The following is a 24,519-nucleotide window of genomic DNA, read 5'->3' as shown; positions in this document are numbered from 1 at the left end:
GACACGGGTGCGAAGCCCGCCGTGTTCATAGGAATCTGCAGGCATTCTTAGCGCTGGCGCTGGCCGGTCAGGAGAAGAAGGAACTGGAAGAGGTTGATAAAGTTGATGAATAGACTCAGGGCGCCGTAGTTCGCCGCCACCTCGAGCGATGCCCCCTTCGCCGACAGGTCGGCATAGGACAGTTTGAGCCGTTGCGTGTCCCAGGCGATGAGGCCGGAGAAGATCAGAACGCCGACGATGTCGACCACGAAGGCGAGCGCCGAACTGCGAAGGAACATATTGACCACGCTGGCCAGGATCAGACCGATCAGACCCATCATCAGGAAGCTGCCCGCGCCGCTCAGACTGCGCTTGGTGGTGTAGCCCCAAAGGCTCAGGGCGCCGAACGCCGCCGCCGTGATGAGGAAGGTCCGCGCGAGCGAAGCGCCGGTGTAGATGAGGAACACCACGCCGAGCGACGCGCCCATCAGGGCGACAATGCTCCAGTAGAGCGCGCCCGTACCACGCGCTGTCGGCGTTCGCATGACGAATCCGGCGCCCAGCAAAAGGACCAGGGGCGCAAAGACCACCCCCATGCCAAGGAGCGTGTAGCCGACCGGTTGGCCCGCGACTGTGCGGAACATCAGCTGTCCCACCTGCGGGACATTGCCGACGACCCAGGCCAGACCGCTCGCCAGGACCAGCCCGAGCGCCAAGCGGTTGTAGACCCCGAGCATGAAGGCCCGAAGGCCGGCGTCAGTGTCGGGGACCGCGGTGACCGCGCTCGTGGGGGGTGTGTTCGTTCGGGACGCAGCCATCTCTCGCTCCTGGAACGTCGGGTTCAACCGGACGACCGGGGCCGCCCATGCTCGACGACGCGACGACATACCGCAGATGAGATCCCGCCAGCACGTCGCAACATCGGTCACCCTTGTAAGACGCATCGCTCGCCCGTTGATTACAACCACTGCCCGAAGGGTGGTGATAAGCGACTCGATCCCGGGGCGATCGAGGTCGGTCGAGACGAAGGCGCGTAATGTTGTCGTCGTGGTCGCGTCCTAGGGGCTGCGCCCTTCGAGCGCGCCTTCTCGATCTGGAGAATCCTATGAGAACCATGTTGATTGCCGCGGCTGGCTTGGCCCTGTTGATGGGCGCTCCCGCGCTCGCGCAGGATCACACCGCTCACCATTCCGACGCGCCAGCTCCGGCGCCGACCACGGATGGCGCCGCCGCCATGCCGAGCCATGAGCAATGCCAGGCCGTCATGGGCCGCATGATGGACCCGAAGGCGGTCCATGAACACAGTCGTGACAAGTCCGGCATCGCCACCTGGCCCCAGGGCAAGCCCCTGACGAAGGCGGAGATGGAGGCCATGCATAAGAAGTGCGCGGCCATGATGGCGGACCACCCGATGCCCCCTGCCAAACCGGCGGCTCCGGACGCCAAACCCTGAGTCCCCATTCCGCTGAGACCGGTCGGACGCCGGTGGGTCGTGGCCTTCAGGCGTTCGCCGGATCGACCAGGACAGGCGCAAAGCCGCCGCCTGGCGTTCGCATGTTGGTGGTCTGTCCGCGATAGAGCCGAGAAGCGATCAGCTGGACCTCCCCGGCGTAGGTGTAGAGTCGCAGGTCGATCTTGAGATCGCTCGTGGCGCCCTCATATCTCACGCGCCGTAGGCTCGGCTCCGCGTAGGCCTGGGCGATGAAGTCGCCCGCGATGATCTCGGCCCACACCCGGCGGGTGATCTTGTCGCCACGGTACGCTGCCTTACTGGCGTGGCCGCAGGCGGGCTTGAAGAACAGATTACGGCGCTCCGCCCACAGCTGGTCCGCATTGGCCGGACTGACCTGCACGGCGGGTGGCACAGCCTGGTTGAGAGCGCGGACGTGGTCGGCGCCAAGACCCCATTCGCGCAGTCGGGGCATATCTGACAACAGGGTCAGGTTGCGCTTGTCGGCGAGCAGAGCATAGACATGCGGGTTGGGCGTCACCACCACGAGGCCTTCGCGATAGGCCTCGCGCAGAGCGGCGTGGGCCGGCGCCTGAAGGGCGAAGTCCACCAACCGGTTGTAGACGAGATCGATCGCCTGTCCCCCGACGCGGACCTCGCCATCCGCAACGATCAAGTCGGCGGGATCGGCGATGACGGTCTCGAGCCCTTGAGCGCGCAGCAGGGCCTGGGCCAGCCTGAACTCCGGAAGCAGGTGCTGGGTGGCGGGCGCGTCGTCGAGGATCGCGATCCGGCGTGGGCGCCCCTCGCCTCTTTGCAGCCGCCATTCGCTGAGGAACATCTCGGCGACGCGGGTCGCGAACGCCGCCGGCCCAGGCACCCCGGCCTGTGGTCTCTGCGAGGCGCAGCAGAAGCGCTGGGCGCGCGCCAAAGCCGCGTTGAGGAAGGCCCCGCCGGCGTTGGTGTTGACCTCGATGAGCTTTGCGCCATCCGCGCCCAGGTGGAAATCGTAACCCATCAGAACGCCCAAGGGGCCCGGATCGGCGACGGCCAAAGGATCGGCCCAGGCCAGCGCTGCTGCTTGGAATCCCGCAAGGCGAGCCGCAGCTTCGACGGCGACCACCACGCCGGCCATCTCTACAAGGGCCTTGGCCGGAACGAACACTGACACATTGGAGAACAGGGTGGGATGGGTCTGCGCGAGCGTCGCTGCGAACCCGGCGACGCCGACCTCTTGATCCAAGGCCTCGGCCAGGGCCCCCCGGTCCAAGGTCACGCAGAAACACCCGAAGTTCAGGCGCTGCGAGGCGCCCGCGCGGTGTCCTTCAGGATATGGAACGTCTTCAGCGGATGCCATGGTCGAGACGCCTTTCTCCGTGCAGTTGCGAACTGGACCGCCGCGGATCCTGATAGATTTTTTCGCCATCACATCAAAGGCGATCCTTAGGCGCCGGGGCAGTCCTGGGGCCTGATCTGGGCTCCAGGTCGCACAAAGGCCGGCGGATCACTGGCGGGGAAGCTGTCGGCGAGCGCGTCGTCGATCTTGTCCTCGACCTGCGCGTCACATGCGCGCCGCCCCGCCTGGTGCGTAGAACACACCCTCGCGGCGCCTCGAGAACGTCTGCGGCGGATCTTCCGCCCGGCGACTTCCTTGAGAGCGGACATCATGGGATCTCCTTTTGGGCGGCGCCCATCATCGTCTGGGCCGTCCGAACAAACTGCGCAGCGTTGAGGCCCGGAGCGATCGGCGGCAGGATCGTGACGCCAATGACGCCGGGGGACAGAAGGCCGTCTCGTTTCCAATGATGACCCGAGTCATGGGTGACCACCACGGCGGGTACGCCGAGTGTCCGATAGAGAAACTCGACGCCGCGTTTGAAGATCACAGGCGATCCAGGGGCCCTGCGGGTGCCTTCCGGAAAGATCAGCACCGATCGTCCCTCCGACAGCGCAGCGCGGCAGGCTGCGGTCATCTCTCTCAGCGCCTTGGCCGCGTCGGCGCGATCGATCACCACCATCGGCGAGTGTTCAAGATACCAGCCCATCACGGGAATCTTCAGCAATTCACGTTTTGCGACGATGGCGACGTCGGGGAACAGCACCAGCGCGGCGATGGTCTCCCAGGTCGACTGATGGTTCGCCACGATCAGGCATGGCTTCGGCGGAAGAAGCTCGCGACCGCGCTCAATATATCGGACGCCGGTGACCGCGGCGAGCAGCGCCAGGACACCGCGCGCCCAAACGCGTGTGATCAGGCGGATCGCGGTGGGCGGTGATCGACTTAGCCACAATGCCGGGATGACCAAGGCGAACACTGCCGTCCACCCCGCCCAAAGAATCTGAAAGACCCACGATCTCAATCTGCCCAAGTGCGTGCTTCCTCCAGGCCGCGGCGCCCCTTGAGGAGACGCCGCCCTATAGAGACGAAGCGCAGCCTCGGAGCTTACGCCCGCCACGTGATGGAACGCCAAGATGAGGCCGCGATGCGGTGAAACCCCCGACGACGCCTGAGCGCGGCTGTCAGCCCAACCGCAGCACGCCGGGGAGTGGATTTGGACTGTAGGTCTGATGGTTTCTTATACGTGCGAAGATCAGAAATCCCTCAGACTATATTTCATTTCGGAAAATACAGATAGTCCTTGATTTCGATCAACCCCAAGCCGTAATTTGGAGTCGAGTGCTCCCCTGGAAACGACAAGGGACGGTCGAATGCTCTGTGATCGCGCTAATAGAACGAACGACGACGCACACTGTCAAACATTGCAACGGTTGGAAGCTTGTGAGGGTACGTCGAAGACCTGGGTCCCTCTTGAGGGCTTTGCGCGCGCGCTCGACGCCGAGCGGCCCCGCCAGCTCCGCTATCTGCGCGCGCGCCTGCCCGCCGGCGACGACGCGGAGGATGTCTGGCAGGAGGCCCTCATCCGCTTCCTCAAGCATGCGCCGACGCTGGCCGCCGCCGAGCGGCCGGACGCATGGATGAGTGTATCGCTGCGCCGTCTGGTCGTTGACCGCTATCGCCGGGCCGCGGCGCAGCGGCGCATGGCCGAGGCCATGGCCGCCGCGCCCGCGCCCGACGCGGGGGCCGACGCCCCTGACCTCGCAACCCCCGCCGAATGCCTGAAGGCGACGCTGGCGGAGCTTCGCCCCCCTACGCCGAGCTGCTCAGGGCGGTCTACCTCCACGAACGCCCGCTCAAGACGGTAGCGGCGGATCGAGGCTTGAGCGCCACCAATGGCGGGGTGCGGCTGCATCGCGCCCGCGCCGATCTGCGCCGCGTCCAGAGCGCCAAGTGCCGCGAATGCGCGCTCAGCGACTGCTGGGCGAAACAACGCGCCGACGCCATGGTCCAAGGCGCCTGAGCGCGCCGCGACGTCGACCCCGCGCCTCGCGATCTCGCTGCGAAGACCCTGACGCTCCGCAACTGTAAGGCGTCGGCGGGTTCGCCGTCTTAGTCTTCAAATCCCGACGTAAACCCACAAGGCAACAAGAGACTATCCGATGCTGAGACAGGCGCTGCGTGCTGTTTTGCCCGATCGGGCGGCGTTCACTGTGCTGGCCAAGGTGCTGGAACGGGCTGTTCAATACGGCACGCTCGTCGTCCTCGACCCCTGGGACGGACGTCACGTGTTCGGGACGGGCGAGGCGCCCTTCGCGACGGTGCGTTTGACAGATCCCGAAGAGCCGGCCCGCTTGCTCGCCAGCCCCAGCCTCCGGGCGGGCGAAGCCTATATGGACGGCGGCCTCGTCGTTCAGGAAGGCAGCCTACGTGACTTCCTCCTTATCGCGGTCGCCGCGGCCGAGGCCCTGACCAAGGAGGCCCAGACCCTTCGCGCCTTCGCCGCGCCGGTTCAAAAGCTTCAGCGCCACAATCCGGTGGAGCGTGCGCGCGTCAATGTGGCTCATCACTACGACCTGTCGAAAGAGCTCTACAAACTGTTCCTTGATGAGGACCTTCAGTATTCGTGCGCCTACTTTCAAACCGGCGACGAGACCCTTGACGAGGCCCAGGCGAAGAAGAAGTCGCACCTCGCCGCGAAGCTCTGCCTGGAATCGGGCGCTCGCGTTCTCGACATCGGCTCCGGATGGGGTGGTCTGGCGCTCGACTTGGCGCAGCGTCACGGGGTCGAGGTCGATGGCCTCACCCTGTCGCAGGAGCAGCTGGCGGTCGCGCAAGCGCGCGTTCATGAGGAAGGCCTGGACGATCGCGTCCGGTTTCATCTGCAAGACTATCGGCATTCGACCGGGACCTTCGACCGGATCGTCTCCGTCGGCATGTTCGAACATGTCGGGGAGCCGCATTTCGGCGAATTCTTCGACGTGATCCGTCGCCGGCTGGCCCCGGATGGGTTGGCCGTGATCCACGCGATCGGCCACCGCAATCCGCCGGGAGACAGCGACCCGTGGATCGACAAGTACATCTTCCCGGGCGGCTACTGCCCATCGCTGTCAGAGGTGTTGGCCAGCGTCGAGAAGAGCGACCTGTGGGTGACCGATGTGGAGATCCTGCGGCTGCACTATGCCGAGACTTTGCAGCGCTGGTCCGAACGCTTCCAGGCCCGGCGGGCGCAGGCCGCCGCCCTCTATGACGAGCGGTTTTGCCGGATGTGGGAATATTATCTCGCCGTCTGTGAAGCCGCGTTCCGTGTCGGCGGCCTGATGGTGTTCCAGATTCAGCTGGCGCGTCGGGTCACCGCCGCCCCCCTCACCCGCGACTACATGGTGGACAACGAGCGCCGCCAGGCTGCGGATCTGCTTGGCTGAAACATCCCCGCGCCGCCTGGCGCCCCCTGAAGGAGGACAATCCCATGAGCGAGCCCGAACAGATCCGAGTGGGCGTCATCGGCTATGGCGTGATCGGCAAGCGTGTCGCGCAGGCGGTCGCGGCCCAGGACGACATGATCCTGCACGGGGTGGCGGACGTGAGCGCCGATTGGCGGCTTCAGGTCGCCTCGCGCCAGGGCGTGAAACTGTTTGGAGCGACGTCGAAGGATGCGCAGGCGATGCAAACCGCGGGCCTGCCCATCGAGGGCGACCTCACGCAGCTCATCGCGGCCGCCGATGTCCTGGTGGATTGTACGCCCAAACACGTCGGCGCGGCGAACGCTGAGCTCTACCGGCGCAGCGGCAAGCCCTTCATTGTCCAGGGCGGCGAAAAGCATGAGGTCACCGGTCACTCCTTCGTCGCCGAGTCCAGCTATGCGGGGGCCTTGGGCCGTGAGGCGACCCGGGTTGTCTCGTGCAACACCACATCGATCGTGCGCACCCTGACCGCCCTCAAGCGCGCGGGTCTGTTGCGGCGCGCGCGGGGCACGCTCCTGCGGCGCGCCACCGACCCCTGGGAAAGCGATCACAGCGGGATCATGAATACCCTGGTGCCGGAACCGGAGATTCCCAGCCACCAAGGGCCCGACGCCAAGAGCGTCGATCCGGACCTCGACGTGGTGACCATGGCCGTCAAGGTTCCCGAAACCCTCGCGCACCTGCACTACTGGTCGGTGCAGATGACCCGCGCCGCAGAGAAGGCCGAGGTGCTCGCCGCCTTCAAGGCGTCATCGCGCATCGCGGCCATTCAGACCGGCGACGGACTGGGGGCCCTGAACACGGTCAAGGAACTCATGGCCGACATTGGGCGGCCCCACGCCAACCTCTACGAGGTGGCTTTATGGACCGACATGCTCCGGGTCGAAGGCGACGAGCTCTTCTACGCCTATATGGTCGACAACCAGGCGATCGTGATCCCGGAAACGATAGACGCCATTCGGGCTCTGCGGCGCGCCGCGCCGGACGCCGAAACCTCCATCGCCAAGACCAACGCCAGCCTCGGCATCGGCGGCCTCGAGAGTTTGGCTTCGGTTCGAAACACCTAGATTGCGGCGGTCGGCGATTGCTGTTGGGCGTCGTCGTACCGGGGAGTCGCCATGTTGATTCTCGCCGGGCTCACGCCGTTGATGGCGGTCTTCGGCCTCCTCGTCGTCCTGCGTCTGCCAGCCGCCCGGGCCATGCCGCTCAGCCTGGCGCTCACCGCTGGCGTGGCCGTCCTCATTTGGAAGGTTCCAGTCCGGCATGTCGTGGCGGCTGGCATTGAGGGCGCGCTCATCGCCGCTTCGATCCTGTGGATCGTCTTTGGCGCCGTGTTGCTCCTGAAGATTCTCAACGCCAGTGGCGGTTTGGCGGCGATCCGACGGGGTTTCACCCACATCACGCCTGACCCCCGGGTTCAGGTCATCCTGATTGCGTGGTTGTTTGGCGCTTTCCTCGAGGGTGCTGCGGGATTTGGAACGCCGGCGGCGGTGACCGCGCCCCTGTTGGTCGCCCTAGGCTTCACACCGTTGTCGGCCGTCGTGCTCGCGCTGGTGGCCGACAGCAGCCCCGTCTCATTCGGCGCGCTAGGGACGCCGGTCGTTGTCGGCCTGGCGGAAGGGTTGAAGACGACCGGTTCGGGCCCGGCAGGTCTGACGGCGGCCGGAGAGCCGGGCTTTCTCGAGGCTGTGGTGCTGCAGGCGGTCAGCATCGACGTGTTTGTCGGCGCCTTCGTGCCGTTGATCATGGTGGTGATGCTGACCAGATTTTTCCATCCGCGGCGGAGTTGGAGCGAAGGCCTTGAAATCTGGAGGTTCGCGATCTTCGCCGGGCTTGCCTTCACATTGCCGGCGCTCGCGGCGGCGGTCCTGCTGGGGCCGGAATTTCCCTCCCTCATCGGCGCTCTGGTCGGGCTGGCCGTGACGATCCCCGTGGCCCGTTTGGGCCTGCTGCTTCCCCCGAGACTGGTATCATGGCCAGAGCCACCTCGATCGACCGACGCACTGGTCGGCTCCACGATGTCGCTGGGACGGGCGTGGGCTCCCTATCTGTTGCTGGCGGGATTGTTGTTGGTCACGCGGATCGACCTCCTCCCCCTTAGGACCTGGCTGCGAGAGGTCTCCGTCTCATGGGATCGTATTCTTGGCACCGAAATCGGCGCCTCATTCGAGCCGTTCTATTCGCCAGGGACCGTTTTCATCGTCGTCGCCTTGCTGACCCTTCCCCTTCACCATCTAGGCCTTCAGCGTTCAGGTTCAGCGTTGCGAGAGGCGGGCGGCGCTTTGGTGGGCAGCGTAGCGGCGTTGGGATCCGCCGTGCCGATGGTCCGAATCTTCATTCATTCTGGCTTCAACGACGCGGGGCTCGCCAGCATGCCCGTGGAACTCGCCAGGGCCGCCGCTGACCTCACCGGTTCCGCTTGGCCGCTCGTCGCTCCGGTTATCGGCGCCTTTGGCGCCTTCCTCTCGGGCAGCGCCACGTTCAGCAACATGATGTTTGCACAGTTTCAACTGGTCGCCGCCGAAAACGCCGGCGTGCCGGCGACCATCGTGCTCGCAGCGCAAATGCTCGGAGCCAATGCGGGCAACATGATCTCCGTCGTAAATGTGGTATCCGCCGCGGCCGTCGTCGGGTTGCTTCGTCATGAGGGCGCAATTATCCGCTTCACCCTACCGCCGATGCTGATTTACTGCCTCGCATCTGGCATGATCGCATTGCTGCTCGTGACGCGAGGCGTAGCGCCTTGACTACGAGTCGCGATTTCCGCAGTGTTCACATGCTCCAAAGATCGCCTGATGGGCGACGGGCGGGTTCGGATGTCTCGCCCGCGACTTTACCGTCTCATCACAGGCGCGCCTTCCCAAACGAGCCCGCAGACCCGTTAGGTTTCGTCGTCCGCGATCCGAATCTCGGCCTTCGCGCCATGACGGCGCAAGGCGTCCACCATCCGGCCAGCTTCGGCGATCGCCAGGTCCTTGCACCAGAACGGCGTCATCATGCTGCGATCACGCCGCACCGCCCAACCGTAGGGTTCCTTGACCACCTCAAAGGTGATCATTTCCTTGAGCGGTGAGGGTCCGCCAAGGCTGGAGATGCACTGTGTCATGAGCCTGCCTCCTGTTCATTCGACCTCTGAAACATCAACGCCGATCCCAGCGACTCGGGGGCGCCCGAAACGTGTCGGCGTGAACTCTTTCATGGTCGGTCGTCAGAAGAAGACGCATCCGGATCGGGATCCTTACATCTCGATGTTGGTCCACGGCGAAACCTTAAGTGCGGGCTGGGCGACGCCAGGGGCCGCATGCGACGCCGAGGGCGCTCAGGTGGGAATGATCAGGTGAGGACCGAGGCGGAGCGACAAGACGACCTGAGCACGCTGCAGCGCGAGACGTTCGGCTATTTCCGACATGAGACCAACCCCGCCAACGGCTTGGTGCGCGACAAGACCGAACCCGGTTGGCCCGCCAGCATCGCCGCGACCGGCCTTGCGTTGGCCTGCTATCCGGTAGGTGTCGAACGCGGCTACATGAGCCGTGAAACGGCCATCCAACGGACCCTGGCGACCCTTCGCTTCTTCTGGAATAGCCCACAGGGCGAGGCGTCGGACGCGACCGGACACCGCGGATTCTACTATCACTTCCTGGACATGCAGACCGGCCGCCGAGCCTGGACGTGCGAGCTCTCCACCATCGACAGCGCGTTGCTTCTCGCCGGCGCGCTGGCGGCAGGCGCCTATTTCACGGAGTCCGCGGACGCCGAAGCTGAGATTCGCTTCCTCGCCGAGGCCTTATACGCCCGCGCCGATTGGGCATGGGCGCAGGACGGGGGCGATACCGTCACGCATGGATGGACGCCGGAGGCCGGCTTCCTGCCCTATCGCTGGGAAGGCTATGACGAGGCGCTGCTGCTCTATGTCCTGGGATTGGGCTCGCCCACCCATCCCCTTTCAGGCGTCAGCTATGTCGCCTGGACGTCGACGTTCCGGTGGGAGCGCCACTATGGTTACGACTACCTCTATGCCGGACCCCTCTTCATCCATCAACTGTCCCATGTCTGGCTTGATCTGCGCGGCCTCCAGGACGCCGTCATGCGCGAGCGCGGCAGCGACTATTTCGAGAACAGCCGTCGCGCCACCTATGTGCAGCAGCGCTACGCCATCGAAAATCCGGGTCGGTTCGCGGGCTATGGCGAACATTGCTGGGGCGTCACCGCCAGCGAGGGGCCCGGGCCCGCTACGCTCAGTCTCGACGGCGTGGAACGCCGGTTCGAGGACTATGTCGCCCGAGGCGTCCCCTATGGTCCCGATGACGGCACCCTCGCGCCCTGGGCCGTCGCTGCGTCCCTGCCCTTCGCGCCCGAGATCGTCGGGCCCGCCCTCGATTTCTGTATCCACCAGGCGCAGCTGAAACGCGACAACGCCTATGGCTTCAAGGCGGCCTTCAATCCGACCTATCCGGGCGCGCCTGGAAGTCCCTACGACTGGTGGGTGTCGCCTTGGCATTTCGGACTCAATGAAGGCCCAGTCGTGCTGATGATCGAAAACCATCGCAATGGTCTGCTGTGGGACCTGATGCGTCATTGCCCCTGCATACGCAGGGGTCTTGAGCGGGCCGGGTTCAGGGGCGGCTGGCTTGATGGGCCGTCTGGGTGCGCCCGATTCGATACGGCACGCGGCTGACCCTGCCCCCCGGTCTGGCCCCCGGCCAAGTGTAAGCTGATCGTCGTGAAGGCGTCTTATCACTCAGGCGGCGCGCTGCGTCGGCGGAATGACCGGTCGGGACCCATTGCCATGAGCGCCAAGACGAAAACCGAGGTGTCGGAGAAGTCCGCCTACAAGGCGGCCTTGAAGGCGGCTCAGATCCAGCTGACCCGCCTCCAGAACCAGATTATCCGCGATGGGATGAAGGTGCTTGTGGTGCTGGAAGGCCGGGACGCATCGGGCAAGGATGGGGCGATCAAACGGATCACCCGCCATCTCAGTCCTCGCGAAACCCGTGTGGTCGCGCTGGACCCGCCTTCCGATCGTGAGCGGCGCGCCTGGTATTTCCAGAGATATGTGGCGCACCTGCCGGTGGCGGGCGAGATGGCCCTGTTCAACCGCAGTTGGTACAACCGCGCCGGCGTCGAGCGCGTCATGGGGTTTTGCACCGACGAGGAATACGAAGAATTCCTCATCACCGCACCGATGTTCGAGAACCTCCTCGACCATTGCGGCGTCAAACTCATCAAATACTATCTCGACGTCTCCAAGGACGAAGAGCGCCAACGCCTGCGCGCGAGGGCGGAGGATCCATTGAGCCAGTGGAAGAAGAGCGACATCGATCGCGTCGCGATCAAGCGTTGGGACGACTACACCGCCGCACGCGACGTCATGCTGGCCCGCACCCATTCGCTCGTCTCGCCCTGGACCATCGTCAAGGCCGACGACAAGCGCGCCGTCCGGGTGGCGCTCATTCGCGACCTGGTGTCGCGCTTCGAGTTCGAGGGCAAGGACTGCCCGCCGGCCGATCCGACTATCGTTGCGGCCTATCATGACCCCGCCGGTCTGGCCCATTAAGGCGCCGCTCATGTCATCCCGCGCGCCTTGGTCAGCCGAGACGACGGTCCAGGCCGGTCGGTCGACGCACCCCGTCCGTCTCGGCATAGACTGCTATCTGTGGCCCATTTCGCAGCTTCGGCCGACGCAGATGGCCGTCGGCTGGCGCGAAGTCGCGGAAAAGCGCCGGCGAGGCCTCGGAGCCGCGCCGAGGAGCGCCCCGGCGGTGCTCGGCCCCAAGGGCGTCGCCTATGTCCTGGACCGCCACCACAGTCTGTGCGCCCGACAACAGCAGGGCGAAGCGGTCGCGGCGGTGCATATTGTCGAAGACCTGCAGCATCTGTCGCCGGCCGCCTTTTGGCGGCGGCTGGATCAGCGTGGCTGGTGCCGACCCTATGACGCCCTGGGCCAACGGCGCGCCTTCGGCGACATGCCCGAACGGTTGGCCGATCTTGGCGATGATCCTTTCCGAAGCCTTGCCAGCGCCCTGCGCCGCCTGGGAGGCTACCGCAAGTCCTCAGGCCCGTTCAGCGAGTTTCGCTGGGCCGATCATCTTCGCGCGCACATCGCCCCGGCGCTGCTGGAGCGGGACTTCGAGACGGCGGTCGGGGTGGCGCTGAAACTTGCCCGCCGTCCGGAAGCCGCCAGCCTGCCGGGCGCCTTTACTGGGGCAGGGTCGCGGACCCGTCCCGGCGTCCGACGCGATCCTGCAAGCAGGGCGGCGCGGCGGCGTCAGGACGGGACGGAGATCACGCATGCCCCCACCGAGTGACGAATCAGAGCCCTCTTCGGAGGACGCCGAAGATGCGGCCAAGGCCGCCGACGCGGCCGTGCGACGCGAACTGGTGGAATGCCACCGCGATTTCCTGATGTTCCTGCGCCGGCGCCTCGGCAATCACGCCGACGCCGAGGAGGTTCTACAGGATTTCATGGAGCGGGCGCTGAAGCGCGCGGGCGACCTGCGTGAGATCCAGTCCGTGCGCGGCTGGTTGAGCCGGGTGCTCGCCACCACCCTGATCGATCATCACCGCCGGGCCTCGCGCCGGCGAGAGACCCTTCGCGAGCCCAGCGAGATGGAAACCCTGGCCTTCGAACCCGACGTCGAAATGGACGCCGCCGTCTGTTACTGCCTCTACCGACTGCTGCCGACGATCAAGGCGGACTATAGCGAGCTCATCTGGCGAATAGATCTTCTGAGCGAGCCGCGGGACCGGGTCGCCGTTAGCGTCGGGCTCACCTTGAACAACGTCAACGTCAAGCTCCACCGCGCGCGCCGGGCGCTCAAGGCCCGCCTGGAGGATGTCTGCCTGACCTGTCCGGAGCACGGGTTCCTGGACTGCCGGTGTGACACGGGCGACCACATCCGCGACGTCCGCCAAAGGCTCGGGCGCGCCCCTTAAGGCGCTCCGCCCCTTGGCGCTGGCCTGAGGCGACGTCCAGCATGTCGCTGAGGGCCCGACATCGCCTGCGCCGACGCCGGCCACGGGGTTCCGCGGGGGCGACAGCTGTAATGCGGACGCCCGTCGCGCGTCCTTCAATGACCGCTTAGACACCTCGGGCGGCGGCCCGAGCCATCAGGAGACTATCATGAGCCAGGAAAACGTCGCCGTCGCCGTGTTCAGCAGCCATGGACAGGCCGAAGAGGCCGTCCGCACCTTGGCTCAGTCCGGGTTTGCGATGGACCAGCTGACCATCGTCGGCAAGGGCTATCACACCGACGAGAAGGTCATCGGCTTCTACAATCTCGGCGATCGGATCAAGCTTTGGGGTAAGAACGGCGCCTTCTGGGGCGGTCTGTGGGGCCTCTTCGCGGGCGGTCTCTTCATGACCGTTCCCCTGGTGGGTCCGGTGGTGGTCCTGGGCCATCTCGGGGCGATGCTGCTGGGCGCCGTCGAAGGCGCGGTGCTGGTCGGCGGCGTGAGCGCTCTGACCGGCGCGCTGATGGGCATCGGGATTCCAAAGGATTCGGTCCTGCGTTATGAAGAGGCTGTCAAGGCCGACCAGTTCCTGGTGATGGCGCACGGCGCGTCAGAAGAGATCGACCGCGCGAAGGCGATCCTGCATGCAGCGTCTCCGTCGGAGGTGACGGTGCACGAAGGCACCTGCGCGGCGCGCGCCGGCCATGAAGCGCGCCAACGCCACGCCGAGGGCGCCCACGCCAACTGATGCGCCCATGAGGTTCCAACGTGGCGAGCCTGTGCCCCTGAGACGGGACGACGACGATCTTCCCACGCGCTTGGACCCGCCCCCGCCGCCGGCGTGGGTCTGGATGGTGGCGGGATTGGTGCTGGTGGCGGCGTTCGCAATGCTCTTGCGGGCCATCGCCCCGTAGGCGTGGGCCTTGTGGTCGCCGGCGCCAGGGCGCTTGTCCGAGCGCTCGGGACATCGCATGAACCTCGGGTCGACCCCCGCTAACCGGGGGTGTCCACGCCGGACGCTTGGTCGGCCGCTGTCAGCACGCGCCCGATCGCCTCCAACGCCTCCTGCTGGATCCGGCGCAGATGCTCGCCGCTCACGAAGCTCTCGGCATAGATCTTGTAGATGGGCTCGGTGCCTGAAGGTCGCGCGGCGAACCACCCAGACCGCGTGCGAACCCTCACCCCACCCAGGGGCTCGCCGCTGGCCGTCGTCGTCTCGATCTCAAGGACCGGCTCTCCCGCGAGATCGGGCAGCTCCAGATCCTCCGCGGTGATCGCCTTAAGCCGCGCTGTCTGCGCCGGCCCGGCGGGCGCATCGATCCGCTCGTAGTGAGGATCGCCGAGATCATCGGCCACGCGCCGGTAGAGCCTCGAGGGATCCGAACCGGTGCGCGCGATGATCTCGGCCGCCAGCAGGCCCAAGCTCAGTCCATCCTTTTCCGTGGTCCAGACGGCGCCATCACGCCGCAGGAAGGCGGCCCCGGCGCTCTCTTCGCCGGCGAAGCCTAGGCGAGAGGACCTCAAGCCCTCGACGAACCAGCGAAAGCCCACGGGCGTCTCCGTCAGGGGCCGGTTCAGCGACGCCGCCAGCCGGTCAATGAGGCCAGTGGTCACCATGGTCTTGCCGATGCCGGCGGCCGGGCTCCAACGCGATCGGTGCGCGGTGAGGTACGCGATGGCCGCGACGAGATAGTGGTTCGGGTTCATCAGGCCCTCGGAGGGCGTGACCACTCCGTGGCGATCGGCGTCGGGATCGTTGCCGAAGGCTACGTCGAAGCGATCGCGCAGGCCCACCAGGCGGGCCATGGCGTAGGGCGATGAGCAGTCCATCCGGATCTCGCCGTCCCAGTCGGCGGTCATGAAGCCGAAGGTGGGGTCGACGGCGTCGCTCACCAGAGCGCCTTGCAGGCCAAAGCGCTCCAGCACCAGCGGCCAATAGCTGGCGCTCGCGCCGCCGAGCGGATCAATTCCGATGCGCACGCCGGCGCTGCGGATAGCCTGGAGATCGACCACCTCGGCGAGGCCGGTGACGAAGGCGTCGCGGAAATCGTAGCGTCTCACATAGGCCGAGGCCCGAGCCCGCTCGTAGGGCCTGCGGCGCACGCTCGACAAACCGCCTTCCAGGAGCGCATTGGCGCGGCGCTCGATCGGGCCGGTGACCTCCACTTGCGCAGGACCACCGTGCGGCGGGTTATATTTGAAGCCGCCGTCCTGAGGTGGATTATGGGATGGGGTGATCACGACGCCATCGGCGAGACCCGCGGTCCGGCCGCGGTTGTAGGAGAGGATCGCGAGCGACACTGCCGGAGTTGGCGTGAAGCCATCGTCGGCGTCGACCATCACCGTCACCTCGTTGGCGACGAAGACCTCGAGCGCGCTGCGCAGCGCAGGTGCGGACAGGGCATGGCTGTCCATGCCGATGAACAGCGGCCCGTCGATCCCTCGGCCCCGCCGATGCTCGCAGATCGCCTGCGAGATCGCCTGCACATGCGCCTCGTTGAACGAGGCCGTGAAGGCCGAACCACGATGGCCGGAGGTGCCGAAAGCGACCCGCTGGCGGGGGTCGGACGGGTCGGGTCGCACGGCGAAATAGGCGTCGAGCAGCCCGGCGACATCGATCAGCGCAGCAGGATCGACCGGCTTTCCGGCTCTCGGGTCGATTTGGCCTGGCATAGGGCCTTCCTCCTCAGTCGGGGGTCTGGCGGCGACCGAGGCGGACGTGAATGCGGTGGGTCTGGCCATCGACCGCCAGGGGGACGCGGATGGGCGCGCCTGCAACCGGCGCCCCGTCACAGGTCACTGACATCACGCCTTGGGAGACGCTGTCGGGATTGTCCACCACGATCTGGTAGGTCGCGCCCCCGCATACAAGCCTAGCCTCAAACCCTGGCCAGGTTCTTGGAATGCACGGATCGAGACTGAGGACGCCGGCCTCTCGCCGAATTCCCAGCACGCTCTCCACGGCGGCGCGATACATCCAGCCGGCCGCGCCCGTGTACCAGGTCCAGCCGCCGCGGCCGACGTGAGGGGGGCGGGAATAGACATCGGCGGCGACCACATAGGGCTCGACCTTGTAGCGATGCGCCTCGGCCCTCGTCCGGCTGTGGTTGATCGGATTGAGGAGGGACAGCAGGGCATGGGCCTTGTCGCCCTCCCCCAGCTCAGCAAAGGCCATCACCGTCCACAGCGCCGCATGGGTGTACTGGCCGCCGTTCTCCCGCAGACCCGCCGGATAGCCCTTGATGTAGCCCGGGTCGGCGGAGGTCTCCTCGAACGGCGGCGCGAACAGCAGCGCCAGACCTGCATCCGGATCGATAAGCTCGCGTTCGACCGATGCCATGGCTTGGCGGGCGCGCTGCGGGTCACCTGCGCCGGACAACACGGCCCAGGACTGGGCGATGGCGTCGATGCGACACTCGGTGTTCTGAGCCGACCCGAGCGGCGCGCCGTCGTCGAACCAGGCGCGGAGGTACCAGGCCCCATCCCAGGCCTGGGCTTCCAAGGCGGTCTTCAAGGTGGCGGCGTGCGCCGTCCACCGCGCCGCCCGGGCCGCGTCCCCTCGTGCGGCGGCGTGAGGGACGAAACCCGTCAGGGCGGCATGAAGGAACCAGCCCAGCCAAACGCTCTCGCCGCGGCCGCCCGCCCCGACGCGATTCATCCCGTCGTTCCAGTCCCCGCCGCCCATCAGGGGCGCCCCGTGGACGCCCACCGCCATGCTGACGTCCAGGGCTCTGGCGGCGTGTTCATAGAGGCTCGCGGTCGTCCCGGAGGAGTCTGGGGTGAAGAACCGCTCGGCCTCATCAGGCGCGAGCGCTGGGGCCTCCAGAAAGTCCACCGTCTCGTCGAGTACGCCCCGGTCACCCGTCGCGGCGACATAGTGGGCGGCGACATAGGGCAGCCAGACCCGGTCGTCGGACATCCGGGTGCGAACCCCCTGGCCGGTATGCGGCAACCACCAATGCAGGACATCGCCTTCGGTGAATTGTTGCGCCGCCGCCCGCAGCAGCTGATCACGAGTTAGCTCAGGATCGGTATGCACGAGAGCCATGACGTCTTGCAACTGGTCGCGGAACCCATACGCGCCGCTGGCCTGATAGAATCCGCCGCGGGCCCACAGACGGCTGCTGAGTGTTTGATAGAGCAGCCAGCCGTTCACCATGATGTCGAGCGCCCGGTCGGGGGTCTTAATCTGAACGCCGTCCAGTACCGCGGACCAACGGGTTTCGACGGCCGCGAGGACGTGATCGAGATCGGCAGTGCGATATCGCGCAATCAAGGCCTGCGCTTCCGCGTCGCTCCCCGCATCGCCCAGCAGGAAGACCAGTTCCGTGCTCTCGCCGGGGCCCAACTCGAAGGGACAGGCGAAGGCGGCGCAGGGATCGAGCGCCGCCCCGAGGCGATTTGACAATGGGGCGCCGGCGAGAACAGCGGCCGGGTGCTCCAAATTCCCGTTGCGTCCGACGAATTCGCGCCGGTCGCCGGCCCAGCTGGCCTGGCGGCCGCCGGCGTCGAAAAAGGCCAGTCGGCTCGCAAACGCCGGATCCCACCGGTTCTCGGCGAAGATCGCCAGGCTCGCGGCGTCCAGGCGGGTGGCGGTGAAGGCCGCGATGCTCTCGCGGGAACGGCCAAGGCCCCATTCCACATAGCCAAAGGCTGAGAGTCGCCGTGGTCGTGCGGAGCGGTTGGTGATGCGCAGCCGCGAAATCTTCACGGCGTCTTCGGGGGGCACAAAGGCGAGAAGTTCGAGCTCAAGCCCGCGCGCGCTGTGTTCGAAACGGCTGTAGCCGCGGCCGTGCCGCGCAACATAGGTCGCCTGGTGATCTCTGAGGGGTGCGGCGGTCGGCGACCACAGCTCACCGGTCTCCGCGTCCCGAACGTAGAAGGCTTCACCTGACGGGTCGGCCACCGGATCATTCGACCAGGGGGTCAATTGACGCTCGCGACTGTTGAGCGACCAGGTGTAGCCGGCGCCCTCCGCCGACACCTGGAAGCCGAACCGGGGATTGGCGACCACATTGATCCAGGGCGCCGGCGTGGTCTGTCCCGGCCCCAGGACAACCACATATTCCTGGCCATCCTGGGCGAAGCCGCCCAGCCCGTTGAACACCTCGAGCTCCGGCGTTCGAGACGGCGGAAGCGTCGCGGCGCCCAGTACGGCCGGAGGCGGGCGCACGGCGTCTGCGCCCACCGCCTCGCCGAGAACGTCCAGTTGCTCGGCGATCCGCCCACGACGGGCATGCAACACGATGCGCGCAAGCGCGGCCAATCGCGCCTGGGTATCGGGTGCAATGAGGTCGCCGCGGACGACGAAGACGCGGCCGGGGGTCTGCTCGGCGACAGGGGGGCGCCGGGACTGGCTGGCGCGCACCAACGCCTCCAAAGCCACTTGCAGATCCTGAACATAGGAACTCGCCTGGGCGTTCAGGATGACAATGTCGGCGGCCAGTCCCTTCAGCCGCCAGTATTCCGCCGCCTGCAGGACTTCCCGGGCGACGTCGAGCTGGGCGGTTTCGTCGATCTGCAACAGCAGGATCGGCAGGTCGCCCGAAATGCCGAGCGGCCAGAGGTCCGGCTGCCCGCCAGCATCCGCCGCCAGCACTTCGGATCTCGGCCGTAGCGCCGGGGTCGCATAGATCATCGGTCCAGCCAAGCGCTGGTAGAGTCCGGCCATCGCCTGGTTGACGCCCAGATGCCGCAATTGCACTTGGGCCTGGGTCCAGGCCATCATCGCCGCCCGCTCGAAGGCGTTCGCGTCGTGGTGTTTATCAACCAGATCGATGATCGCTTGGCGCGAGTCCGCGATCATCGTCCAGAACGCGACATGGATGGTCGAGCCGGGCGGAATCCGCAGCCGGCGGCGCAAGGCGAACACCGGGTCCAGCACCGCCCCGGTTCCCCCCGTGAGCGGCCGCCCTTCGGCGACAGCGGCCGGCGCGCGGGCCGTGCGGCCACGGCCGAGAAACTGCGCCCGATCCGTCTCGAACTCCAGCTTTCCCGGGGCATGGCCCTCGACCACACAAAGATGCGCCGCCCAGATTTCCGGGTCTGTGGGCGCCCGGCGGCGACGGGTCGCAAGCAGGGCGTCGCCGCACATGCGGAAGTGTTCGGTCTCGACGAACATCTTCGAGAAGGCCGGATGAGCGGCGTCCGCCGCGGGGGGCGCGAGCGCCAGTTCACTGTAGGAGGTGATCTCGACAATTCGGTCCACGAGGCCTGCGTTGGTGATCGACACCCGCCGCACCTCCGCGTCGTCCTCCGCCGACACCAGGACCTGAAGTTCGGTCGTCAGATCACCGTCGCGACGGCGATATTCCGCGCGATCTTCATGGAAGGTCACGTCGTAGCTTTCGGGTTTAGCCCCGGTCGGCTGATACGCGGCCGACCATAGCGCGCCGCTCTGCGTATCCCTGAGGTAGATATAGGTCCCCCAGGGATCACAGGTCGGGTCCTCCCGCCAACGGGTCAGTGCGACGTCGCCCCACCGGCTGTAGCCGGACCCGGCATTGGTGAGCATGACGCTGTAGCGCCCGTTGGACAGAAGGTGGGTCGCGGGCAAGAGGGTATGCGCGCTGCCGTACCGCCTCGCCCGGACCGGCTCTGGGCCTTCGGAACGCAGGGCGGCGTGCAGCGCGGTTGCCGGGCTCGGCGCCAGGACCTCGCGGGGCATGCGTTCCTGAAGCAGGAGCTCTGAGGCCTGCACCATCGGCTCGGCATGGAAGCGCTCGCGCATCCGCCCGCCAAGCAGCGCGTTGGCCAGCGCGACGATCGTCATTCCCTGGTGGTGGGCCATGAAGGCGCGGACCACAGCGAGCGTTCGCCCCTCCGGGACCCGCGTCGGGGTGTAGTCGAGCGCCTCGTAGAATCCATATCGACCCCGCGCGCCCACCTGAGCCAGCGCCTGCAGATTCTCGGTCGCCGCCTGGGGGTCGATCATGGCCGCAAGGGCGGTGGCGTAGGGCGCAACGACCGCTTCGTCGCCGAGACCGCGCTTCAGGCCCAAGCTGGGGATTCCGAAGTTGGAGTACTGGTACGTCAGCTCCAGGTCGCGGGCGTTGTAGGCGGATTCCGAGACCCCCCACGGACGGCCGTGGCGGCGGCCGTATTCGATCTGTCGTCTCACGACGGCCTGATTGGAACCGTCCATGAGGCTGCCGGCCGGCGAGCGCATGACCAGGGACGGCATCAGGTACTCGAACATCGAGCCCGACCAGGAGATGAGCGCCGCGCCATCGCCCACCGGCGTGACCGCGTGACCTAGGCGAAACCAGTGTCGTGCAGGGACATCGCCCTTGGCGATGGCGAAGAAGCTCGCGAGCCTCGCTTCCGACGCCAGCAGGTCATAGCAGTTGCTGTCCCGGACCCCCTCCGTGGTCCGGTAACCGATGGACAAAAGTTTGCGCGAGGGGTCCAGGAGGAACCCGAATTCCATTTCAGCCGCCAAGCGTCTGCACTGTGCGGCGATGGCGGCAAGCCGCGCCGTATGGACCTCGCCGGCGGCGTCGCGCCGGTGGCTGGTCAGGGTCGCTTGCGCCGTATCCAGCCAGAATTGCAGATCGCCGCCATCATCACGTTCGCTCGCTAGGCTATGGGCGGCGTGAAGGACCGCGTCAAGTTCGCCTTGGACGGCGACTATGAGTTCGGGATCGTGCCCGCTGGCGGGGGATCGCAAGCGGTCCGACAGGGCGGCGAGCGCGTCATCTATGGGCCGCCAGGCCCGGTGGGCCGAGGGGTCATCGCGCATCAGGCCCAGCGCCTCTCGCGCCAGGCAAAGGGCGTCTCCGGCTCCCGCCAACCGGTCTGCGAATGCAGGCGCCGCGCGGGTCCAGGCGTCGCACGTATTGGCCAGCGCGATCAGGTGACCGGCGAGGTTTCCGCTGTCGACGGTCGAGACATAGAGAGGTTCCAGCGGGCGAAGGTCACGGGTGTCATACCAGTTGAAGAAATGTCCTTGATGCCGCGGCATCCGCTCCAGCGTCGCCAGCGTGGCCTCCAGCCGTTCGCCGGCCTCGCCTCGCCCGATCCAGCCGAAATCATGGGCGCTCGCCACCGACAGCAGATAGAGGCCGATGTTCGTGGGCGAGGTGCGCCGAGCGAGCGCTGGCGGGTCCTCCTGGAAGTTATCCGGCGGCAAGCTATTGTCGTCGGCGGTCACGAAGGTCTCGAAGTAGCGCCAGGTCAGCCGAGCGGTCAGCCGCAGGCGTAGCGAATCCTGCGCGGATAAGGGCTGGCGATCGCCGATTGGGCGGGTGAGGCTGACGTAGCGCGCGACCCAAGGCGACGTCGCCCACACTAGCGCGAAAGCGGCGCCGAGCGGCCAGGCCGCTCGCGCCCAGGTCACCGCCGAAACTGCGGCCACGAGCGCCAACAGGATTGCGCCATACATGTGTCGATAGACGCTCGCCAAGTCGGATTTAAGCTGGGACTCCGTCTGCGCGGCGGTCACCCACTCCAACAGTCGCCTGCGGCTCACCAGCAGCCGCCACAAGGTGCGCGCCACGGCGTCGGTCATCAGCCAAGCCTGGTCGGCCAGCAGGATCACCAGGAGCCCGGCTCGGCCCAGGGCCAAACGCAGGTCCTCGCCGACGGCCTTCATGCGGCTGCGAGCGCTCACGCCGGCCCGCCGGGGCGCAAGATCGTCGACAAGCGGCAGCAAGGCCGGAAGGATCGCAGCGACCAGGATGAACAGACTCCAGAGGTACGGCGTGCGCCCTGGCGCGCCCCAACCCGCCAGCAGTGCGGCGACCGCCGCTGGCGCCGTCAGCGCCCGCCGCAGGTTGTCGAGCATCTTCCAGCGCCCGACGGTGGGCAGGCGACGCGCTCTGGCCGACAGGCCAGGCGCCCGCGCGAGCCCGAAGATCCAGGGCAGCAGCTGCCAATCCCCCCGCGCCCAGCGATGGTGCCGCTTGGCGGCGACCTCGTAACGCATCGGGGAGGCCTCGACGACCTCCACATCCGAGGCCAAGCCCGCGCGGGCGAAAACGCCCTCGAAGAGATCGTGGCTGAGCAGCGCGCCCTCCGGAATGCGTCCGGCGAGCGCGGCCTCGAAGGCGTCGATGTCGTAGATTCCCTTGCCGGCGAATGAGCCCTCGCCGAAGAGGTCCTGATAGACGTCGCTCACCGCCGCTGCATATGGATCGATGCCGCTGCTGGCCGAGAACAGGCGCTGAAAGATCGTGCCACGATGCTCGACGGGCAGCGACGGTGTGATCCGCGGTTGCAAGACGCCGTAGCCGTCCACGACGCGACCTGCCACAGGGTCGAAGCGTGGTCTGTTGAGCGGATGGCCCATCTTGCCGATCAGGCGCCGCACGGTGTCGTGCGGAAGCCGTGTGTCCGCATCCAGGGTGATCACGTAGCGAACGCCGGCTGGCGGCGCGGGGGTCTCCTCGAGACCGATGAAGGTGGTGTCGACGGCGCCGCGGAGGAGCCGGTTGAGCTCATGCAGCTTGCCGCGTTTTCGCTCCCAGCCCATCCAACACCGTTCGCTCTCGGTCCAGACGCGGCGGCGGTGCAGAAGAAGGAATCTCGGGCCTCCCGGCGCAGGTCCGTACTTTCGGTTAAGGGCGGCGACGCCGTCGCGGGCGATCGCCAGCAAGGCCTCATCTTCGGCGGCGCGCTCGGTTGTCGAATCCATCCAGTCCGACAGCAAGGCGAAATGGAGATTGCCCTCCAGGCTGGCCAGATGGTGCGCCTCAAGGCCCTCGATCTGCGCCTCGATCGCCGGCCGACTCGTGAGCAGGATCGGTACGGCCACAAGCGTACGCAAGTTTGGCGGTACGCCTTCGGACAGCTCCAGAGCCGGCAAGAAGCCGGCTGGAACGCCGCGCGTGACGATCGCGTTGACCAAAGCGACCCCGACGTCGAGCGCCGAGACCGCGCCTAGCACGCCCAGGATGACCAGCCAGGTGGGCGACAGTCCTTGAGCCCAGAAGATCGCCAGGGGAACCGCCAGAATTAGAAGGGCCAGGGAGATGATGGCCGAGCCATAGCCGGCCATCCCCAGCTTGCGCGCAATACGGCCCGGCCACAGCTTCAACGGCGCGCGGTAGCCCAAGGCGCGCTCGAAGTCGCTCCGGCCGGCCCCGATCAGGTGGTAGCCGATGTCCGTCCGCCGCGGCTCGGAGTTAGGTGACGCCGCCTTGACCGCCGCCGCCTTCGCGGCATGCGCCACCTCCAGCTCGCTCCGCCCCGCGCCGCGCGCCAAGTCCTCGACCGCCGTGCGGTAGCGATTTCGGGTCGGGAAATCCATCTGTCGGAACGGGCCGACCGACCCCATCACGTCATCGACGAGGCTCATACGCTCGACAAGATCGGTCCAGTCGACTTCGGAGATCAGGCGTAGGCTGGTGATGATGTTGCGCACGCTGAGCGTGGCGGCGACCTGGCGGTCGTGCTCGGTGCGGACCGCTTCGTCGGCGGATGTGCCTTGCGCCGCCAACCGCTCGTCGAGCCAGGTCAGGGCGGGTCCGACTGCGCCATCGCGATCCCGCAGTCGATGCAAGAGCTGGGCGGCGAACGCCTCGGCAAGGGGACCTCGGCTCGCGTCCGCCAGCAGCGTCATAGGCGGCTCGGAGGACCGCGCCACGGCGTCCAGCCAGCGTTCCGCGAGCGCATCCGCCGCGTGGCGGGCGGTCCGGCTGGCCACGATACGTTCGCCAATGCGACGGAGGTTCTCGACCAGAATGACCCGCAGGGTGATGGCGACCGCCCAGAGTTCCCCGATCGTCAACGGCTGGACGCCCTGGTAGGCGCGGACATACCGTTCCATAGTTTCCGGATCGAACAGGCTGTCAGTGTGGGCGACGAACCCCCAGACTATGCCGAATACCCGAGGGTAACCGGCGAAGGGGCCGGAAATCAGCTTCGGCAGTTGACGATAGTAGCTGGCGGGTAGATCGCGACGGATCTCGCGCACCTGCTTTTCGATCAAATGGAAATTGTCAAAGATCCATTGCGCGGCGGGGGTGACCGCGCTGCCATTCTCCAAAGCGGCGCTGGTGTCGCGGTAGGCGTGGATGAGCAGGCGCTCGTTGTCGGCCAGGCGACGGGCGAGCGGCCGTCCCGCGGCCGGTCTTGCGGCCACCGGCTGCGCCAGCGCCAGGCTACGGGCATGCGCTTCGAGACGCTCAACGCTGAACAGCTCCTCGCGGATCGGCCGGTCATCCCGCCAGGGGCTCCGGTTCCGATCGGAGAGCGTCCCGCGCAGCCCCGTCAATGGCACAGCGCACACGCAAGTCGAGCGGCCCGGCTCGCTCCCAGCCGTTCCATCGCAGGTCCCGCGCCGGTGAGCGGCGCCGTCGTCCGCCCGGGCGGACACCGGGTCGAGACCCTAAGAA

The 24,519-nt window shown here is 66.7% G+C and carries 17 protein-coding genes; 11 read left to right on the top strand and 6 right to left on the bottom strand.

What is annotated here, in order from left to right:
* Nucleotides 1–47 precede the first annotated feature (47 nt).
* Entirely contained in the window at nucleotides 48–797 is a 750-nt protein-coding gene (locus tag GGQ61_RS18450) for a Bax inhibitor-1/YccA family protein (protein WP_183776025.1), read from the bottom strand.
* 287 nt (nucleotides 798–1,084) lie between these two features.
* On the opposite strand from GGQ61_RS18450, the gene GGQ61_RS18445 reads away from it, so the two are divergent.
* Complete coding sequence (locus GGQ61_RS18445) at nucleotides 1,085–1,432, top strand: hypothetical protein (RefSeq protein WP_183776024.1); 348 nt, start codon at nucleotides 1,085–1,087, stop codon at nucleotides 1,430–1,432.
* A 46-nt stretch (nucleotides 1,433–1,478) separates the two neighbouring features.
* Here GGQ61_RS18445 and GGQ61_RS18440 read toward each other — a convergent pair whose 3' ends face one another.
* Together GGQ61_RS18440 and GGQ61_RS18435 are read right to left on the bottom strand one after the other, a co-directional pair.
* A complete protein-coding gene (locus GGQ61_RS18440; protein WP_343056199.1) occupies nucleotides 1,479–2,705 on the bottom strand; it encodes a hypothetical protein in 1,227 nt (408 codons plus the stop codon).
* Between the two features lie 388 nt (nucleotides 2,706–3,093).
* Complete coding sequence (locus GGQ61_RS18435) at nucleotides 3,094–3,744, bottom strand: lysophospholipid acyltransferase family protein (protein WP_343056198.1); 651 nt, start codon at nucleotides 3,742–3,744, stop codon at nucleotides 3,094–3,096.
* Nucleotides 3,745–4,138: 394 nt separating this feature from the next.
* Here GGQ61_RS18435 and GGQ61_RS18430 point away from each other — a divergent pair, with 394 nt between their 5' ends.
* From GGQ61_RS18430 to GGQ61_RS18410, 5 genes are all read left to right on the top strand, one after another.
* Nucleotides 4,139–4,633, top strand: a complete 495-nt coding sequence (locus GGQ61_RS18430) for an RNA polymerase sigma factor (protein WP_183776018.1) — start codon at nucleotides 4,139–4,141, stop codon at nucleotides 4,631–4,633.
* Nucleotides 4,634–4,647: 14 nt separating this feature from the next.
* Nucleotides 4,648–4,788, top strand: a complete 141-nt coding sequence (locus tag GGQ61_RS18425) for a hypothetical protein (protein WP_183776016.1) — start codon at nucleotides 4,648–4,650, stop codon at nucleotides 4,786–4,788.
* A 139-nt stretch (nucleotides 4,789–4,927) separates the two neighbouring features.
* Nucleotides 4,928–6,190 (top strand): SAM-dependent methyltransferase, encoded by a 1,263-nt coding sequence (locus GGQ61_RS18420; RefSeq protein ID WP_183776014.1) that lies wholly within the window; start codon nucleotides 4,928–4,930, stop codon nucleotides 6,188–6,190.
* A gap of 44 nt (nucleotides 6,191–6,234) precedes the next feature.
* Nucleotides 6,235–7,296, top strand: a complete 1,062-nt coding sequence (locus tag GGQ61_RS18415) for a type II glyceraldehyde-3-phosphate dehydrogenase (RefSeq protein ID WP_183776012.1) — start codon at nucleotides 6,235–6,237, stop codon at nucleotides 7,294–7,296.
* A gap of 51 nt (nucleotides 7,297–7,347) precedes the next feature.
* Nucleotides 7,348–8,976 (top strand): L-lactate permease, encoded by a 1,629-nt coding sequence (locus GGQ61_RS18410; protein WP_183776010.1) that lies wholly within the window; start codon nucleotides 7,348–7,350, stop codon nucleotides 8,974–8,976.
* 134 nt (nucleotides 8,977–9,110) lie between these two features.
* Here the strand turns inward: GGQ61_RS18410 and GGQ61_RS18405 are convergent, their stop codons facing one another.
* Entirely contained in the window at nucleotides 9,111–9,335 is a 225-nt protein-coding gene (locus tag GGQ61_RS18405; protein ID WP_183776008.1) for a hypothetical protein, read from the bottom strand.
* Between the two features lie 231 nt (nucleotides 9,336–9,566).
* On the opposite strand from GGQ61_RS18405, the gene GGQ61_RS18400 reads away from it, so the two are divergent.
* From GGQ61_RS18400 to GGQ61_RS18380, 5 genes are all read left to right on the top strand, one after another.
* Complete coding sequence (locus tag GGQ61_RS18400) at nucleotides 9,567–10,907, top strand: glucoamylase family protein (protein ID WP_221221124.1); 1,341 nt, start codon at nucleotides 9,567–9,569, stop codon at nucleotides 10,905–10,907.
* A gap of 111 nt (nucleotides 10,908–11,018) precedes the next feature.
* Nucleotides 11,019–11,786 (top strand): polyphosphate kinase 2, encoded by a 768-nt coding sequence (ppk2, locus tag GGQ61_RS18395; RefSeq protein ID WP_183776004.1) that lies wholly within the window; start codon nucleotides 11,019–11,021, stop codon nucleotides 11,784–11,786.
* Nucleotides 11,761–12,537, top strand: a complete 777-nt coding sequence (locus GGQ61_RS18390; RefSeq protein ID WP_343056197.1) for a ParB-like protein — start codon at nucleotides 11,761–11,763, stop codon at nucleotides 12,535–12,537. The genes ppk2 and GGQ61_RS18390 overlap by 26 nt, the downstream gene beginning before the upstream one ends.
* Nucleotides 12,521–13,165, top strand: coding sequence for an RNA polymerase sigma factor (locus GGQ61_RS18385; RefSeq protein ID WP_183776000.1), 645 nt, complete (start codon nucleotides 12,521–12,523; stop codon nucleotides 13,163–13,165). Before GGQ61_RS18390 ends, GGQ61_RS18385 begins: the two co-directional genes overlap by 17 nt.
* Nucleotides 13,166–13,352: 187 nt before the next feature.
* The gene (locus GGQ61_RS18380; protein WP_183775999.1) at nucleotides 13,353–13,931 is read left to right on the top strand and encodes a general stress protein; all 579 of its coding nucleotides are present in this window, start codon (nucleotides 13,353–13,355) and stop codon (nucleotides 13,929–13,931) included.
* 245 nt (nucleotides 13,932–14,176) lie between these two features.
* Here GGQ61_RS18380 and GGQ61_RS18375 read toward each other — a convergent pair whose 3' ends face one another.
* Nucleotides 14,177–15,856, bottom strand: coding sequence for a phosphohexomutase domain-containing protein (locus GGQ61_RS18375; protein WP_183775997.1), 1,680 nt, complete (start codon nucleotides 15,854–15,856; stop codon nucleotides 14,177–14,179).
* 13 nt (nucleotides 15,857–15,869) lie between these two features.
* Nucleotides 15,870–24,266, bottom strand: coding sequence for a glycoside hydrolase family 94 protein (locus GGQ61_RS18370; protein ID WP_343056196.1), 8,397 nt, complete (start codon nucleotides 24,264–24,266; stop codon nucleotides 15,870–15,872).
* Between the last annotated feature and the right edge of the window lie 253 nt (nucleotides 24,267–24,519).

Origin of the sequence: Phenylobacterium haematophilum (genome assembly GCF_014196295.1) — a bacterium.
GTDB lineage: Bacteria > Pseudomonadota > Alphaproteobacteria > Caulobacterales > Caulobacteraceae > Phenylobacterium > Phenylobacterium haematophilum.
This window is presented reverse-complemented; position numbering and strand designations above follow the sequence as displayed.